Origin of the sequence: Pseudomonas xionganensis (assembly GCF_009763245.1) — a bacterium.
Lineage (GTDB): Bacteria > Pseudomonadota > Gammaproteobacteria > Pseudomonadales > Pseudomonadaceae > Aquipseudomonas > Aquipseudomonas xionganensis.
In genome coordinates this window covers 1-16199 of the sequence record NZ_WKJZ01000005.1, presented here as the reverse complement: position 1 = coordinate 16199, position 16199 = coordinate 1, and the positions used below count along the sequence as shown (strand labels likewise).

At 52.6% G+C, this 16199-nt stretch carries 14 protein-coding genes; 11 read left to right on the top strand and 3 right to left on the bottom strand.

Annotated features, from left to right (window positions below; all coding sequences use genetic code 11):
• Positions 1-4 precede the first annotated feature (4 nt).
• From GJV18_RS17845 to brxL, 5 genes are all read left to right on the top strand, one after another.
• Positions 5-889 (top strand): hypothetical protein, encoded by an 885-nt coding sequence (locus GJV18_RS17845; protein WP_160347843.1) that lies wholly within the window; start codon positions 5-7, stop codon positions 887-889.
• A gap of 182 nt (positions 890-1071) precedes the next feature.
• A complete protein-coding gene (locus GJV18_RS17840; RefSeq protein ID WP_160347842.1) occupies positions 1072-1836 on the top strand; it encodes a type IV toxin-antitoxin system AbiEi family antitoxin domain-containing protein in 765 nt (254 codons plus the stop codon).
• Positions 1826-2758, top strand: coding sequence for a nucleotidyl transferase AbiEii/AbiGii toxin family protein (locus GJV18_RS17835; RefSeq protein WP_160347841.1), 933 nt, complete (start codon positions 1826-1828; stop codon positions 2756-2758). The genes GJV18_RS17840 and GJV18_RS17835 overlap by 11 nt, the downstream gene beginning before the upstream one ends.
• A 125-nt stretch (positions 2759-2883) precedes the next feature.
• On the top strand, positions 2884-5505 hold the full coding sequence (pglZ, locus tag GJV18_RS17830) for a BREX-1 system phosphatase PglZ type A (protein WP_160347840.1): 2622 nt from the start codon (positions 2884-2886) through the stop codon (positions 5503-5505).
• A complete protein-coding gene (gene brxL, locus GJV18_RS17825; protein ID WP_160347839.1) occupies positions 5489-7543 on the top strand; it encodes a protease Lon-related BREX system protein BrxL in 2055 nt (684 codons plus the stop codon). The genes pglZ and brxL overlap by 17 nt, the downstream gene beginning before the upstream one ends.
• 10 nt (positions 7544-7553) lie before the next feature.
• On the opposite strand, the gene GJV18_RS17820 is transcribed toward brxL, so the two are convergent.
• Genes GJV18_RS17820 through GJV18_RS17810 form a run of 3 tightly spaced genes read right to left on the bottom strand, consistent with a single transcriptional unit; the run spans position 7554 to position 11017 of the window.
• A complete protein-coding gene (locus tag GJV18_RS17820) occupies positions 7554-7847 on the bottom strand; it encodes a hypothetical protein (protein ID WP_160347838.1) in 294 nt (97 codons plus the stop codon).
• 15 nt (positions 7848-7862) lie between these two features.
• Positions 7863-10694, bottom strand: coding sequence for a MobF family relaxase (gene mobF / locus GJV18_RS17815; RefSeq protein ID WP_160347837.1), 2832 nt, complete (start codon positions 10692-10694; stop codon positions 7863-7865).
• Positions 10691-11017, bottom strand: a complete 327-nt coding sequence (locus tag GJV18_RS17810; protein ID WP_160347836.1) for a hypothetical protein — start codon at positions 11015-11017, stop codon at positions 10691-10693. Before GJV18_RS17810 ends, mobF begins: the two co-directional genes overlap by 4 nt.
• Positions 11018-11683: 666 nt before the next feature.
• Here GJV18_RS17810 and stbB point away from each other — a divergent pair.
• From stbB to GJV18_RS17780, 6 genes are all read left to right on the top strand, one after another.
• Entirely contained in the window at positions 11684-12412 is a 729-nt protein-coding gene (gene stbB / locus GJV18_RS17805) for a StbB family protein (protein ID WP_160347835.1), read from the top strand.
• Positions 12405-12833, top strand: coding sequence for a hypothetical protein (locus tag GJV18_RS17800; RefSeq protein ID WP_160347834.1), 429 nt, complete (start codon positions 12405-12407; stop codon positions 12831-12833). Before stbB ends, GJV18_RS17800 begins: the two co-directional genes overlap by 8 nt.
• Before the next feature lie 141 nt (positions 12834-12974).
• A complete protein-coding gene (locus GJV18_RS17795; protein ID WP_160347833.1) occupies positions 12975-13346 on the top strand; it encodes a hypothetical protein in 372 nt (123 codons plus the stop codon).
• A gap of 403 nt (positions 13347-13749) precedes the next feature.
• Positions 13750-14037, top strand: coding sequence for a type II toxin-antitoxin system HigB family toxin (locus tag GJV18_RS17790; protein WP_160347832.1), 288 nt, complete (start codon positions 13750-13752; stop codon positions 14035-14037).
• A gap of 2 nt (positions 14038-14039) precedes the next feature.
• Positions 14040-14441 carry a helix-turn-helix domain-containing protein gene (locus tag GJV18_RS17785; RefSeq protein WP_150298018.1) on the top strand — a complete coding sequence of 134 codons (402 nt, stop codon included), beginning with the start codon at positions 14040-14042 and terminating at the stop codon, positions 14439-14441.
• Between the two features lie 126 nt (positions 14442-14567).
• Positions 14568-15653, top strand: a complete 1086-nt coding sequence (locus GJV18_RS17780) for an SPFH domain-containing protein (RefSeq protein ID WP_160347831.1) — start codon at positions 14568-14570, stop codon at positions 15651-15653.
• The last annotated feature ends 546 nt before the right edge of the window (positions 15654-16199 follow it).

The following is a 16199-nucleotide window of genomic DNA, read 5'->3' as shown; positions in this document are numbered from 1 at the left end:
TTTCATGTTTCAGGACAAAATTTGGGTGGTCGACGAAACCAAGCTTTATCCGAAATTGATCCAGGCAATGTCAGAGGGAAAGGCTGTCATTCACGATGGCGTAGCTTACTGGGCTGAAGGCAGTGGAAGTACTGGGGTAATTCAGCATCTGCCCTTCAAGGAAACTGCGATGCAGAGCGTCGAAGAGGCGCTTAAGATGGCCCAGGCGACCACTGTGATTGCGACTGCCGTTTCCACTGGCATCATATTGGCCGCCATCGTGGTGCAAACCCGCTATCTGGCCGGCAAGCTCGATAAGATCCAGGAAACGGTGGACGTCATCGCCAAAGACGTGCACGCGCAAAACATCGTGTTCTATATGGACAAAATTACCGAATACGTTGGTCACGTTGAAGCTGCTCGCACATTACTCAAGGATCGCTCGTTGGCTGATGAAGTCCGTGAGCTGGCCATTCCATTGCTGATGACACTGGCTGGAAAGCGCAATCAGGTTCTGTCTTTTGTCGATAATATTCTGGGCTTGGCCAAGTCATCCAAGGACGTTACACCACGGCATTTCGAGCTGATCGCAAATTTTGCTCAGATGATGCTAGACCTGATGCCATTCGGTATTCATGTCGAGTATCTGCTGACTTCCCGTATCGGCAAGTTGCGCCTTGCCGAGCAGGTTCTTCTTGATGGCGCTGAGCGATTCAACGCCGCTTTAGGGGTGTATCGCGGGTTCATGAACGACCTGCATCGCGACTTTGTTCGTGGTCAGATTGGTGAGCGTGCCAGCGTCTACCAATCGATAGAAACCAGAGCCATGCAGCTGATCAAGTCGGAGGAGAGCAAGATTCTCCTGTCGTTGCCAACTGGCCGTATAGCTCCGTTGTTACAGGTAGCCTAGAGGTCTTGCGCAAATGGGCAGCATCCACTGGCACGCTTCTGGATGCTGTTCTAAATGATGCGCAGGGCAAGCACCGAGCCTTGCTCAGTCCTCAGCTACAAATTTCATTGGTACGACTGGATGATTGGGGTTGCTTGGTTTAAATTTATGCTCAAATCTGTCCTTATAGATGTTGATCGTCCGTGAAAATAAACCAGCTTCTGTCAGATTGGCCTGCGGGTGCTGTCGTCACGCAAGCGTGGTTGCACACGCACGGCGTCGGGCCAAGCTTGGTGCAGAAATATCAGCAGAGTGGCTGGCTTGAGCGTGTTGGACACGGCACATGGCAGCGTCGTGGTGACAAGGTTGGCTGGCAAGGCGGTGTTTTTGCATTACAGCAGGAGAACCAAATTCGTTTCTGGCCAGGCGGTGCAACGGCACTGAGTCTGGCTGGATACAGTCACTACCTGTCGTTCGGGACAGAGACCGTAGACCTTTTCGCAGCGCCTGGCACCACCTTGCCGAGCTGGTTCAGCAAGCATGAGTGGGGGGTTTTAGTAAGTTTCCATTCAACAGGGCTGTTTGCAGAAATGGCTGATCCGGCTTTGCAAACTCACCAATCAACCTACAACCTTTTTGAACTGAAAATCTCAAGCCCTGAGCGTGCGGTACTCGAATTGATCCATCGAAGCCAGAACGAGCTTCTTTTTAGCGGCGTAGCTGACGCGTTTAGCGGGTTGGCGACCTTGAGCCCGCGTCGCCTGCAAGCATTACTCGAAGCTTGCAGCTCAATACGGGTTAAACGTGTCTTCCTTCTCTTGGCTCGAAATACTGGCCATTCCTGGTATCGACGGTTGGATTTGTCGAGGATCGATATTGGAAAGGGGAAGCGGCAAATCACCCCGGGCGGACGTTTGGACAGGCAGTTTCTGATCACGGTGCCCGAGAGGTTTGCTGATGCCACTTGACCCGCGCTATGCGGCCCAGGTTCGTTTGTTAGTTCAGGTGCTGCCTTTTGTGGCTGCCGAACGCTGCTTCGCGCTCAAAGGCGGCACGGCTATCAATCTGTTTGTACGTGACCTGCCACGTTTGTCTGTGGATATCGACCTGGCCTATCTGCCCAATTCTGACCGTCAGCAGGCATTGACGGATGTGCGTGTTGCCCTCAGTCGGATCGCAACGGCTGTGATGCGAGGAGTTCCGCAAGCCGTTGCCACTCTACAGACCAACCGGGAAGATGAGTTGCGAGTCTTAGTAAGAAGCCCGCTCGCACAGATCAAAATCGAGGTTTCGCCTGTCTTGCGCGGTACGGTTCACTATCCGGTTGACTTAGATGTAGTGGGGCGAGTTGAGGATGAGTTTGGGTTTGCCTCCATCTCGGTGGTTTCCCTGCCTGATTTGTACGGCGGAAAGCTCTGTGCGGCATTGGATCGGCAGCATCCTAGAGATCTCTTCGATGTGATGCTCATGCTCCGTGAGGAGGGGCTTACACGCGAAATCTTCGAAGGATTTCTGGTGTACCTCATCAGCCACGGGCGACCGATTGCTGATTTACTCGCCCCGCGGTGGAAAAATCTGGACGGACTCTTTCAGGCAGAGTTCGCTGGCATGACTCGCGAGCCGGTTACTCTTGGGCAGCTGGAGTCGACTCGCACGGATTTGCTTAGTGCGATCAAGGGGCAATTCACAGCTCAGGACGCCGATTTCCTGCTTTCGCTCAAGCGCGGTGAGCCAGATTGGAGATTGCTAAATTTGCCTGGTATCGAAGAGTTGCCTGCTGTTCGTTGGAAATTACGCAACATCATGGAAATGACTGCCTCGAAGCGGGCAGAGGCTGTTGGCCGGCTTGAGGAGGTTGTTGATCAGCTGTTGGCGCGTGAGGCGGGCTGAGGCTTCTGGGGTAGGAGCTGACGCATCAATTGAGATGCAGAGTAGTTGGTTTATTTTTACCCTTTTAAAGAGTCTATTGGGACATTTTTTTACGTGGTTATTAAACCCGCTGGGGGCGGTGATTCATGTCAGAGCAGTCTGCACAACTCGAAAAAATTGGCGAGGGGCTGTTGCAGCTGTTTGGAGCTTGCCGGGTAGTTTGGTGGGAGGACGCTGAAGGGGAGTTCAGCGAGCTAATCGAGAATCTATGCCTGGATGATGTGCAGCTAGTGAGGCGCTCAGCGGTACCTGCATTAGCGCTCAAGCGTCGGGTAGAAGTAGAGCAGCCCAATGGGCGATTCCTGATCTATGAGGAGGGGCCTCCGCCTTCACCAGAAAGCGATTGGTTGCTGGATATCCGGCTATACGCAGCACCTTTTGCGGCTGACCGAACGTCCATGTTGCTACAACAGTTGGGTCTGCGTCAGCAGAGCCTGCGGGAGCACCTAAAGGCCCGGAGCGCCTTTTTTGCAAGCAAAGAGAGGGTATCTAAGATCCAGCGGTTGCTCGACCCTGATGATGATGAGTCGGCGCTGGATCTCAAGATCCTCGCGGTACTGGCCAAGATTGAACAGGCTGAAATTTTTGCAGTGCTCACTGCTATTTTCGCCACCTTAGCCGAGGCCGAGGAACTGGAAAACAGCTCCCTATGGGAGTCGATCAGCAAGTTCGATATGCAGCCGGTGTTCTGGCAGCTGATGTCGCAGGCATTCGGCTATCAGCATGGTGAACCTTCCCTGCGTCATTTTCTGGTGCGTCTGTTTGCCACTGATATCGGGCATGCCTTGCATACTCATGTCCCGGCCAACCTCAAAGCCCTTCAGCTCAACCCCGCACGCGCTGCTAATGTCGCGATCTTCTTATCGCAGTGGCGCGATAGCACCTTGCGACAGCGTGCTTATGATCGCCTGTCTAAGCGAGTGGCGGCAGATTTACGTCCAACAGAATTGTTGGCTCAGGTGCCATTGGAAGCGCTGATGGCTGTCAGTACTTTTGTCGATGTTGAACGTCAAATCGCCGAACGCTTACGAGATGCCGTGCTCTCCAACACCAGCGAGGCGGTTGGCCTGAAATTGCGGGATATGGCTAGCCGGCGGATGGATGGTTACTGGGCCAATCCTCGCTGGCCGGATAACGAGGACTCCAACCGTTCGGTGTGGAACGCCTACTACCGTTCGCTGATTGCAGCATCTGAACTGTTCGAGCTGAAGCTGCATCACGCCGGTGGGTTTTCATTTGCTTCCGCTGAGGCCTGCTACAGCGCCTATACCAGTGAGCTTTATCGTTTCGATCAGCTCTACAGGATGTATCACGAAGCCGCTGATGCTGTGTACGCACGTAGTCCGGATGCCTTGTCCCCGTTGACCTCCCGAATTGAGCAGGACTACTTGAACGGCTTCCTACAGCCACTGGCGCAGAAGTGGAGCAGTTTCGTCGATGGCGGCCTGCTGCAACAGTGGCAATTGCCTGACCTACCCAATCAACAAAACTTCTATGCCGAGCAGGTGGATCGCTATCTGAAAGGTGGCGAGGATCGCCGGGTGTTTGTGGTGATCAGCGATGCACTGCGCTATGAGGTGGCTCAGGAGCTGAGTGAGTCGCTTAATGGCAAGTATCGGTTCGCCGCAGAGCTGAGTAGCCAACTGGGCGTGCTGCCGTCTTACACCAAGCTTGGTATGGCCAGCCTGCTGCCGCACAAGTCACTGAGCTACACCGATGCGGGCTTGGTACAGGTGGATGGGCTGAGCAGTGATGGTCTTGACGCGCGCAACAAAATTCTAGCTGGCGTGAATGGTCTGGCCCTGCGTGCCGAAGACTTCCTGACCATGAACAAAACCGATGGGCGAGAGCTGATCAAGCCGTACCGAGTTATCTACATTTATCACAACAAGATTGATGCGGTTGGGGACACAGCAAGCACCGAGAGCAGCACCTTCACTGCTTGTCGTGATGCTATTGAGGAGCTGGAGTCCATCGTAAGCCGCATCATCAATAACCTGAACGGTCATCGGGTGGTGGTCACCGCGGATCACGGCTTCCTGTTCCAGGATTCAGCGCTTGAGGCTCTAGACAAGAGCAAGCTGGTCACCAAACCCACTGGAACTGTGGTCTCGAAAAAACGCTATCTGATTGGACGCAACCTGGGCAGTAGCGAGCAGGTGCATGCCGGCTACATTAGGGACACCGCAGGCATCAGCGACGACATGATGTTCTGGTCGCCACGCGGGGTGAGCCGTTTCCACTTTGTGGGTGGCGCACGCTTTATCCATGGTGGAGCTGCGTTGCAGGAAGTGGCTGTGCCAGTGCTCAAGGTGCAACAGGTGCGCGGTCAGAAGGCCAAAGACACGGCTGTGCGCAAGGCGCAGGTCACGGTGCTGGGTAACAACTTCACCATCACCACCAACCGCTATGTGTTCAACCTGTTGCAGACGGAGGCGGTCTCCGAGCGGGTGCTACCGGCAGTGCTGCGTGTAGGGTTATATGATGATGCTGGTGAGGCTGTATCAGCCGTGGAGCTGGTTTCCCTGGACAGCGACTCGCAGAATCTTGACCAGCGCCAACGCAAAGTCATTCTGACGCTATTGAACCGCCCGTTCTCCTCCAGCGAGCGCTACTTCTTAAAGCTGCTGGACGCCGAAACCGACGTTGAGCAGTTCCGAATTGATGTCCGTATCAACCTGGCGATTAGCAATGACTTTGACTTCTGATAGCGGCAATCTTGACCTGGATCTCGACGCTCTGCTGAACCGATTCTTTACTGGCAAGGTGGTGCGCAAGGATCTGACCAAGCGTTTGAAGGAAGGCATCAACGTGCCGGTTTACGTGCTTGAGTATCTACTCGGCATGTACTGTGCCTCGGATAACGAGGAGGTCATTGCTGATGGCCTGGAAACTGTAAAGCGCATCCTTGCTGAAAACTACGTTCGTCCGGACGAGGCCGAAAAGGTTAAGTCGAAGATCCGCGAGCGCGGCAGTTTCAAAATCATCGACAAGGTATCAGTCAGCCTGAACGAGCGTCGGGATATCTACCAGGCGCTATTCATGAACCTAGGCGTCAAAGATGCCGAGATCCCCAGCCGCTTCATCAAGGAGTTCGAAAAGCTCCTGGCTGGCGGTATCTGGTGCATCGTGACTTTGAATTATTTCTTCGAGGAAGGGGCCAAAGGTTCGCCTTTCACGGTGCATGATCTCAAGCCTATCCAGATGCCAAACATGGATATGGACGCGTTGCTGGAAGCGCGCAAGGCGTTCAGTGAAAGCGAGTGGATTGATGTGTTGCTGCGCTCAACGGGCATGGAGCCAGCTCATTTCAATGAGCGCACGAAATGGCATCTGCTGACGCGGATGATTGCCTTCGTCGAAAACAACTATAACTGCTGCGAGCTTGGCCCCCGGGGTACAGGTAAGAGCCACATTTACAAGGAAGTCAGCCCGAACAGCATCCTGGTTTCCGGTGGTCAAACCACGGTTGCCAACCTCTTCTACAACATGTCGCGCCGGCAAGTCGGTTTGGTCGGGATGTGGGATGTGGTGGCCTTCGATGAGGTGGCGGGCATCTCGTTCAAGGACAAGGACGGCGTCCAGATTATGAAGGACTACATGGCCTCGGGCTCCTTCGCCCGTGGGCGTGATTCCATCTCAGCCTCTGCGAGCATGATGTTTGTTGGCAACATCAACCAACCGGTGGATACCTTGGTCAAGACCAGCCACCTGTTAGCACCGTTCCCAAGTGCCATGATCGACTCTGCGTTTTTCGACCGTTTCCACGCCTACATTCCAGGCTGGGAGGTACCGAAGATGCGCCCTGAATTTTTCACTAATCGCTACGGGCTGATCACCGATTACCTAGCCGAGTTCATGCGCGAGATGCGCAAACGAAACTTTGCCGATGCCATCGACCGTTTCTTCAAACTGGGCAACAACCTAAATCAGCGTGACACCATTGCCGTACGCAGGACTGTGTCGGGGCTTCTGAAGCTTCTGCATCCTAGTGCTGACTACGACCGCGAAGCTGTGCGCCGCTGCCTTGAGTACGCTTTGGAGACCCGTCGTCGGGTTAAGGAACAGCTGAAGAAAATCGGTGGGATGGAATTCTTCGATGTCCACTTCTCGTACATCGACGCTGACACCTTGGAGGAGACATTCATCAGCGTGCCGGAGCAGGGTGGCGGTGGACTTATCCCTGAAGGGCAGGGCAAGCCAGGGACAATGCACCTGGTATCGACTGGTGCCAGTGGGCATCTAGGGCTTTACCGGCTGGAAACCCAGATCACTGCTGGTAGCGGCAAATTGAATATGTCCGGCCTCGGTACCAGTTCTTCAGCGAAAGAGGCTCTGAAGGTCGCATTCGACTACTTCAAGGCCAACATTAATCGCGTGAGCGCAGCGTCAAAGGTGGGCGACCATGACTACCACCTGCATACCGTTGAACTTCACAACACGGGCGCTCCCAAAGCCCTGACCCTCGCTGGCTTCGTTGCTTACTGCTCAGCATTGATGCAGCGGCCACTGCAAGCGCAAATGGTGGTACTTGGCGACATGAGCCTTGGGGGAAATGTGGTGCCAGTAGAAAACCTGGCCGAATGCATGCAAGTGGCTTTCGATGCGGGAGCGAAACGTATCCTCCTGCCTATGGCCAGTGTGACGGACATTCCAACCGTGCCCGGTGAACTGTTCGCCAAGTTCCAAACCAGCTTCTACAGCGATCCTGTGGATGCAGCGTTCAAGGCGCTTGGTGTGAGCTGAAAGACTACGGCTAATCAGGGCGCAGATGGCCGCGCAGTCCTGAGATCACAACGCAGCTCAACCGCTCGCCACTGTCTTTACGAGCCCACGCCTGAAAAGCTGTTTGCGTCTCGCCAGTCGTGGGCAATTTAAGGTTGTCCGGGGCATCGAAGAGCCCATCATAGTCTTCGGCATTTTGAACCCCGGCTAATTCTTTCATGGATAGCGAGTGAATCGGGTCGTATCCATTTTCATACCCCTCAACGAGTACCTCTGCGTCAGCAGGGTAGCCACTGAGGAGCTGGATGAGCTGAGCTACCGTCATTCTGAATTGCCTCCATCATAATTGAATGGAATCTAGCTGATGAGTTTCAGTGGGTGTTCTTCTTTGGCCCAGTGTCTTGGTCGGCGCATTGATCCTATTCAAGCGCGCTCGAAGGCGTTGGATCAACAGCAGTAGTTTTTGTCGTGTGCTGGGTTGTGGGCTCCAGTTCTGGATATGAGCTCTGACCTGGGCGGCGGGATTGTTACTGGCACCTAGATATGAAAAGCGGATGCCAGCTTTCTCCAGTAACTCCTTTGTTCCCGGTTGCTGCGTTCGAATAGCTGTTTCGACCGCACCTATAGACGCATGGAGCGTCCTCTGTTTTGTTCCTGGGTCAGCATCGAGGGCTGTCATTTTTGCCTTGAACAGGCTCGTACGGTTCGCGAAAGTGGATTCGCATTCAGGGGCCAAGTAAAACGGGCAGGCAGCCTTGGAGCGTGTGAAGGCGACGTAGGCAGAGCGCCGGTCAGTGGTTTCGCTCGTGAGATAGAAGGCATGCTCGACAGTGAGCCCCTGGGACTTGTGCACGGTCATTGCGTAAGCGTGATCGAGTTTGTCGTAGTCGCTGAGACGCCAGCTGATTACGGTACCTGAGCGATCCAAGCGGGCATGAACGACCTTTTCACTTTGTGCGCCATCAGTGCCCGGCTTGTGATCCTCGATACTGATGACAGTCGCCCGGTCTCCATTGAACACTGGCGTCTGATCAAGCTTTGAGTTTTTGCGCAGCATGATTCTGTCGCCTGGGCAGAGCGCAAGTTCACGGGAGTAGCCTCGATCATTGCTCACCTGGACAACCTTCTCGGCTTTTTTGTCCAACTCGCCATCTAGCATCCGAATTTCCCGAACGCGCTGATTCAGCTGGTTTACACGGCTATTTCGATCAGCCAGCAAGAGAATTTCACTCCAGTCTGTGCCAGCTTTGCGTACCTTCGAGGCATCGGTGAGCATGAGCTCAATAGGTGAGGCTTGGTCGTTACTGGTTTCCCGAAGTAATCCGCGTCGTTGCATCATCGTTGGTGCATCCCCGGTATCGGAAAACCAGGCCTGACTGATCGCTCTGTCATCGGCACTGCGCTGACGCGCTATCTGCTCAAGTCTTGCTGCGCCCAGGTGCTGGGTGAGCATATGCAGTGTGGAAGCAGAGCCAACAGCTTCAAGCTGCTTGGAGTCCCCTACAAGTACGATCTTTGCCCCTGCTGCTTCCACATGGCTCATAAGTTTGTGGAGCGTACGAGTATCAACCATGCCAGCCTCATCCAGCACGATCACGTCACGGTCGGTCAGGTGAAATGGTTTCCGGGCATCATCGTTCTCCAGTCGCATTAGCAGTGCATGAATGGTCTGCGACTCAATACCAGAGCTTTTTTGCAGCTCGGCTGCCGCTGCGCCTGATGGTGCAAGGCCATGTATGCGATTCCCTGCTGAGCTGTAAGCAATTTTGAGTGCAGCGAGTGACGCTGACTTTCCGGTACCCGCAGCGCCCTGGATGATCGAGATCTGCCTACCCGAAGTGGCGTGCACCATGGCCTGAACCTGTTCATCGCGAAGCGGAAAGCCTTTCTCTTGTTCGCATTGCCGTAGTGCCTGCTTGATTTGCAGGTCGGACAGGGCGAAGTGCTGACTATGTCCAGACGCTTTGCGAGCAAAGCGCAGCAGATCGACTTCGAGCTGCCTGAACGTTTCTGTTGTGAACAGTGGATCTTCACCAGGCTTGCTAGGCAGGCGCACAACTCCCAGCTGCTGCGCGACGGCAGACTCAATTTCTGGGAGTGATCCGATTCCGCCGTGGAGGATGCTGAGCATCGCGACAGCACGGTCAAGATCATGCTTTTTGAAGACGCTGCTGCTCTTGAAGACCATGGCCTCGACGGCCAGCAAAGTGGCTGGCGTGAGATCTCCTTGGGTGGGGGAAACATCTGAAAGGCAGGATTTCCATTCCTCCCGCAGAACCTCTCCTTCCACCGCAGCCTTGGCTTGGCGTGTTCTTTTGGCGATAGCTCGCGCTGCGTCCGCACCTGAAGCCCCCATGGCTTGCAGGCCATCCTGAATTTCCTGACGGCGAGTCGAAAAGCGCATGACAGTATTGCGATCAATGCCAGCGACAACCAAGCCACTGCGTTCAGGATTGCATTCAAGGTGACTGGCAATTTCTGGAAGATCGCGTTGCAGGATGCTAGCGAGGCAGGTATCGAACAGAGCTCCGATCTCAACTTGCCGTCGATATAGCTCTCGGGCATCCAGTGTTCTCCACTGACCGTCAATACCCAGAATCAGGTTGGGAAATTCTGCGTGTACATGAAGATGCGGTTCCTGGTTGCGATTGGTGAAGTGGAGGTATGTCGCTACAACGACCTCACCTGGATGGCTCTCGCTACCTTGTGCGCCTGTTCGGTATGCAAAGATGCCGCGTTTTTCGAGGTGCTGAGTGGTGCGGCTGGTGGCTTCCATCATCGCGCACTCAAATTTCTTCTGCTGACTACGGGAGAGAGTCGCGTACAGCAATGAAAGTGATTTTTCGACATTGAATGATGTGGAAAATCCGGCAAGAGCGTGATCGTCAGTTTGTAGTTGAGTTTTTCTTGTCTTGCTACAGAACACTTCATTAGTTCGTGGGTTTGTACCGGACATCAACGCTTGGTAGTCCCCAGGTTTGGGCGTTTTTCCTAGATTAAGCTTGCGTGCCCCGCTTCCAGCTAGAGCCGCCAGCAGTGTGTCGCTGTTGGCTTTAAAGTAATAGTCCTCTGACCCTGATCGAGAATAAGTTAGTTCAAGGCCGATTTCATTGTATTCGGCTCGTGATGCAATATCTTTGGAGCAAAATTTATCAATTGTGAAAATACTCATGTCGACTCTCCCGTCTCAAGAAGCGACATGACGCCTGTTTTGGCTCCCTCGGCTGCCGCATCGATTACTCTGTTGCTAAGTAGCGATATTGAGTGAGCAATCTCGTCTCGAATAAGTTGAGATGTGGGACTGTCTAGTCTGATTGAATTAGTGCTTTTTAATGATAGTTGGCGGGTGGTCAGGGCCACCAAATCGTCTATATCAATTGCGTTTAGTATTGTCTCAAGAATACGGCTTTGAGCTACGCCCAAGGATTTTGCGAGATTATCTATCGCTACCTGGGTTGAATGGTTTTTAATGCTTTGGCTGTAAATCTTTCTCATGGCATGCCTCGTTAAATATGCTTACTACGTATTTAGTAAATGCATATGAGCATGCATTGGTGCAACTACATGTTTGTGGGCTGGGCTTTTACGCTGATGCAACCTTCGAAGAAGGTGCAGCAGTGTTAAAAGTTTTTCGTTCTTGTTTTCGTGCTTTCGATTGCTTTCGTTTGTGGTCTCGTGTGCTCACGTGTTGCCTTGATTTTTCACGTGCAATGGCATGTTTTCAAAAAATCTTGTTTATATAACCAGTATTCCAGGTCTGTAAACTTCTATTGTTATGTAAGTGTGCGCATAATGAGTGAAAAGAGGGGGCGGTATGTCGAAGGGGAAAGCAAGAATTGCTCTACATTCCAAGCGCAATTATTTAGTCGAATCGCTAAGAGACTTTAAGTCGTTGCAGGAGATTAGAGATTGTCTGGTGAGCGAAGGGGTCGCCATTTCTCTGTCAAGTTTATATCGATTTTTGGTTAATGACATGAGAGAGGAGTATAAGAACTACTTGAGGGTCACAGGGCGAGGGTTGGTCAGGAACAGGGGCGGTCTCGATACGGTTGCTAATCGAATCGTCAGTAGTGCGGAAAGTTTAATGCTGCCAGTGGTAAAGAAGGAGTCAATTAGCAATCCGGGTGAGTTAAATAAATTTCTTAAAAATAGGTGTTGATTATGAAAGTAGTAGTTGCGGGCATCAGTGGGAATCAAGGTAAGTCGACATTGTCAGCTCATATGCTGGTGCCGCGAATGAACGGGGCAAAGCTTTTGGTTGTAGAGTCTATAAATCAAGATTCCCGCGATTTGGTGAGTGCTTCTGGAATGTTAAGGGGGGAGGAGTTCAAGAAAATCTACTTGGAAATGGTCGTGAACGATGACCTAGTAGTCGATGTTGGTGCGTCAAATTCTGAAGCCTTTTTCGAAGGACTTACGTCGTTTAATGCAGGCCATGATGAGGTTGATCTATTCATCGTTCCGGTTGTTCCAGGAGCTAAAGAGCAGGCGGAGTCCATTCTAACTGCGCGTATGTTAGCGGCTATGGGGGTGGAAAAGGAGCGAATCAGAGTGGTTTTTAATAGGGTAAAAAGAGATGTTTCTGAGGAGTTTCCTGAAATTGTCTACGCTGCTGAAAGCACAGGTGAATTCATTGCGGATCCACGTTGCATGGTTTTCGAAAATGACATTTATGCGGATCTGGCCGATTTGAAGATGAGCCTTAAGGTCGCGTGTGAAAAGCTTGTGCCAAATTTAAAGGACATCAAGGATGGGTTAAGGAGGCAGGCATCCAGTCCTGATGAATATTATAGATTGGTAAAAATGCTCAACGTTGGCAAGAAGGCAGAGTCTACTTCCCGTCAGCTTGATGAAGCTTTCTTGGTTCTATGCGGAGGTAGGGGTGAGTGATTATAAGAGGCCCTTGACGAGGCATGAAAACCAAATTCGTCTCCTCTATGAATACGTTGATGAAATTATAGGAAGGTTGGATTTTATAAAGATATCTGTCGATAAGCTTGAGCGTTTAGAAGTCATGCTTCATGGGGCTGAAGGGGCTCCTGGGTTAATCGAGACTATCGAGTGGCTTTCATATGAAGTTTCAAGGGTGGAGCGCATCGGTACTGGATTGTCGAGTAACTCGTCAAGAGAGTTGGATGAGCGGCTGTTGAATATTGAGGTGCTGTTGGCGGCATGCTCGAAAATACGGGCGGTAAGAGGAAATAAAACTTCCGTAGCTAGCTTCAGGTGGATACTGGTGTCTTTGTTGCTGTTTACAGGAGGAGTTATGGGTGGCGGAGGCTTCTGGTTTGTGCAGACGTTGAGTAACTAGTGGCGGTGCGAGTGATGGCACCTATAAATGGATTTTGAGCTGAACAAGCCTGATCAAGACCACGGGCTTAAGTGGCGCTATATTTACTCAGTGGCTACTATGAGATCAAATTACTAACAGGCTAAATGCTAGGGGAAGCGTATGTCTGGAGAGAATGGTCTGCTACAGCGATTCAAGCTGGAGGTGTTGGATCAGGGGCCGGAGGCATGTCTACCAGTCAATCTGAGTGAGGAGTGGCGTGAGACTTTGTCGCAGGTGATCGAGCGCTATCTCGACGATGACGATGACTCACAGTTCAGCCTTGTGGTGGGGGCTCTGCTGGGAATTCTTTTCGGCAAGAACCCAGGCGCTGAGGTTACCGTGCCGCTGGATACGATGTTCGAGTACATGCAGTCATATCGGCTGGAGCTGGCTCTGGAGGAGATCCGCCGGAAAACAGAGGTCAAGGTAGTTCCAGCGACCCTGGAAACGATCTTCACTGATCGAGACTTGGAGTTTATGCCCTCTGTTTAGAGCACCATTGAGCAGCAGCTTTTGAATCATGGCTGGCTAAGTGGCTTGAACGGGGTAAGCCCTTGACGATAGCCGGCGTTTATTTCGTGCAATCGTGACCCAACACGGTTTGGCCCTTGTGGAGAATCGGGATAGACGCCTCCTTAGGGATTGACTGATGCTTTTTTGCCCCACGTGTTTTGGGGGGGAAATCCAGGCCGCTGCAAACCGTCCAAAACCATCAGGTGCCCGATTCACTGGGCTGTAGCGGTGCTTGGAGCGGTTTTTATGTGCAGTAGGCAGGGTTCAAGTCGCTAGCTAAAACTGATGCTATTTTCATGTCTATGGATCAGGGTATCGCATCTTGCGATGCTGGGGCGGGCGCGTTACCATGCCTGCTATCGCAAGGTGCGATAGAGGCGCTATGCACGCCATTACACAGAAGCGAATCTGGGAGGCACAGGCCAAATGGCCTCGCTCAGCGACTGCGCTTGAGGCTTGGTATCGGCTGGTGAAGGCAAGTGCGCCGCGGGATTTCGCCGAGATGAAGAGGCTCTTTCCGGCGACTGATAAGGTAGGGCCTCTGCATGTGTTCGACATCGGTGGCAACAAGCTGCGGCTGATTGCCATCGTTCATTACAGGGCACAGAAGGTGTTTATTCAGCATGTGCTGGATCATGCTGAGTACGACAAAGGCAAGTGGAGGGAGTAATCATGTCCGCATTGATCAAGCAGGCTTGTGAGCACTGGCGTTACGTTGCACCGTTGCTCACCAAGCCGACGAGCGAAGATGACTATGATGCTCTCGTAGAGGCGTTGGATGAGCTGCTGATCGTGGTCGGCGATGATGAAGATCATCCGCTGGCCAGCCTGGCTTCTCAACTGGGTGACATGATCGAAGCTTACGATGAGCTTCATCGGCCATTACCCAAAGTGGGCGGTGTGGAGGTTCTTCGTTACCTCATGCAGGAGCATGACCTGAGCCAGGGCGATTTGCCTGAGGTCGGTACCCAGTCAGTTATTTCCGAGGTTTTGGCAGGTAAACGCCAGCTAAATGTAAGGCACATCCGTGCTCTCTCGGATCGCTTTGGCGTCCCAGCGGATGTGTTTTTTTAGAGCGCTAGGCGTTTCGTTCGGTTAGGGGCTATGAGGTCGTTGAGAGATTTTTTCTAAGGGCTCTCATGGAACGCTGCATAGTTTGACACCGGTACGTTGTTCAATTTTTCGAAGCATGGAGCGCTGATGTCAGACAACCATTTGACCCTTGCGAAACGGTTTTGGGTCGATGATTTACCGGGCGCTTCAGTCTCTGGTTCACGCCTGTCTAACCTTTTGGAGGCTTTTTCCCAAGGTAAACCATTGAGTGCCCTGGGGCTGCGCTTCCTGACTGAAAATGGGCTCAAGAGCCTGGCGCAATTCGTTATCGGTGAAGTTTCTGAGTCACAGTTTCTTCTGCTCGCGCCGATTGAGCAGTCGTCCAGGGTCGCCGCTGCTGCCGAGCATCAGAAAGTCCTTGAGCAACAGCGGCAGGTTGAGCGGGAGGCGGCTGAGGCTCGCCACGTTGCCATGATGGCTCGCCTCCATGCAGAGAGAGTCCAGCGCGAAAGTGATCCGAAATTCATCGCTCGCCAAAAGAATCTCGAGCTGCGAGAAAAGTACGGTGTTTTTGGCTTCGTGGATGAGCCTGACTTCAGGCAACTGATGGTTATTTTGCGCAAGCTGGACAGTGCAGAACGTCTTTCCGAGGCAGAGACCGTATGGCTGAAGAGCCAGGGCAGGGGGTACGCCAGTGAGGAAATCCTGTATGCCCACAATCGGCTTGAGGCCGACTACTACCTTGGTGAGTTTCGCAAGACGGGTGATGTTTGGCAGTTGGTGAATGCCAGTGGTCACCTGCGCAAATGCGATGCCTCGAAGGAAGCGCATGACCTCCTGGAGAAGATCCAGGATGGAGTCCTCAAGCAAGCCAAGCTGAGGTCGGCGGTTCGCACCACTCATGGTGGCGTGATGCGCGATCTTGGTCGCTATAACGAAGCACTCAAGTTCGCGGACGAAGCACACCGGCTTCTGCCGAATAGCTTTCGACCGTGCACACTTCTTGGGGCGCTGAACATCGAGATGGGTAACGTCGCCCTTGGGCATGAATGGTACTCAAAGGCAGAGGAGCGGGGTGCTAAAGCAGGGAGCATTGAATCGGAAATTCGATCTCTGCTGGGGCGTATGCCTCAGGTGAAGAGAGAGTCTGTGATAGGCCAGCTGCTGAGTATTGATCCTGTTCAATACGCTTGGCTGCGCAAGAAAACCGTCCCCAAAAAGGATCATCGTTGAGTGCTTTGGGCCAGTAGTGCGTATGCCAGGATTGCCATGGGTATGGCTGAAAGCGCTCCATAATGAGCTGCAAAACTCCTCTGGAAGCCGCGGTTTTGCGTTGTCAAAGCAGCAGATTCTTGTCAATTTACACCAATCGAAATTGAATAGATCTTCTGATAAAGCCTTTTAATTCAATTGCTTACGGATTTCAGTGTGCCCTTGATAGCTTGCATGGGGTGCAAGGGGTCGAGTGTTCGAATCACTCCGTCCCGACCAAACAAACCCTACATTAGAGCCTGGTCAGCGATGACCGGGCTTTTTTGTTTTTGCGTTCTCTCGCTTGTCTTTCTTGATGTGGCTGTCGTGCCTCTTTCGTTGGGTTGGGGGCTACCCCTTGCACCCCATGCAGGTGGTCCGTGCATGAGCTGTGCATAAGGTCGAATGGAGGTGGAGGTTAGCGTTGGTGAGAAGGTCCTGCGACCCATAATGCGCGCCTCTTGCGTTGCAGAAATCCATTTAACTGCTTTTAAAACAATGGTTTAAGTTGAATTGAGGGGTTGCAAA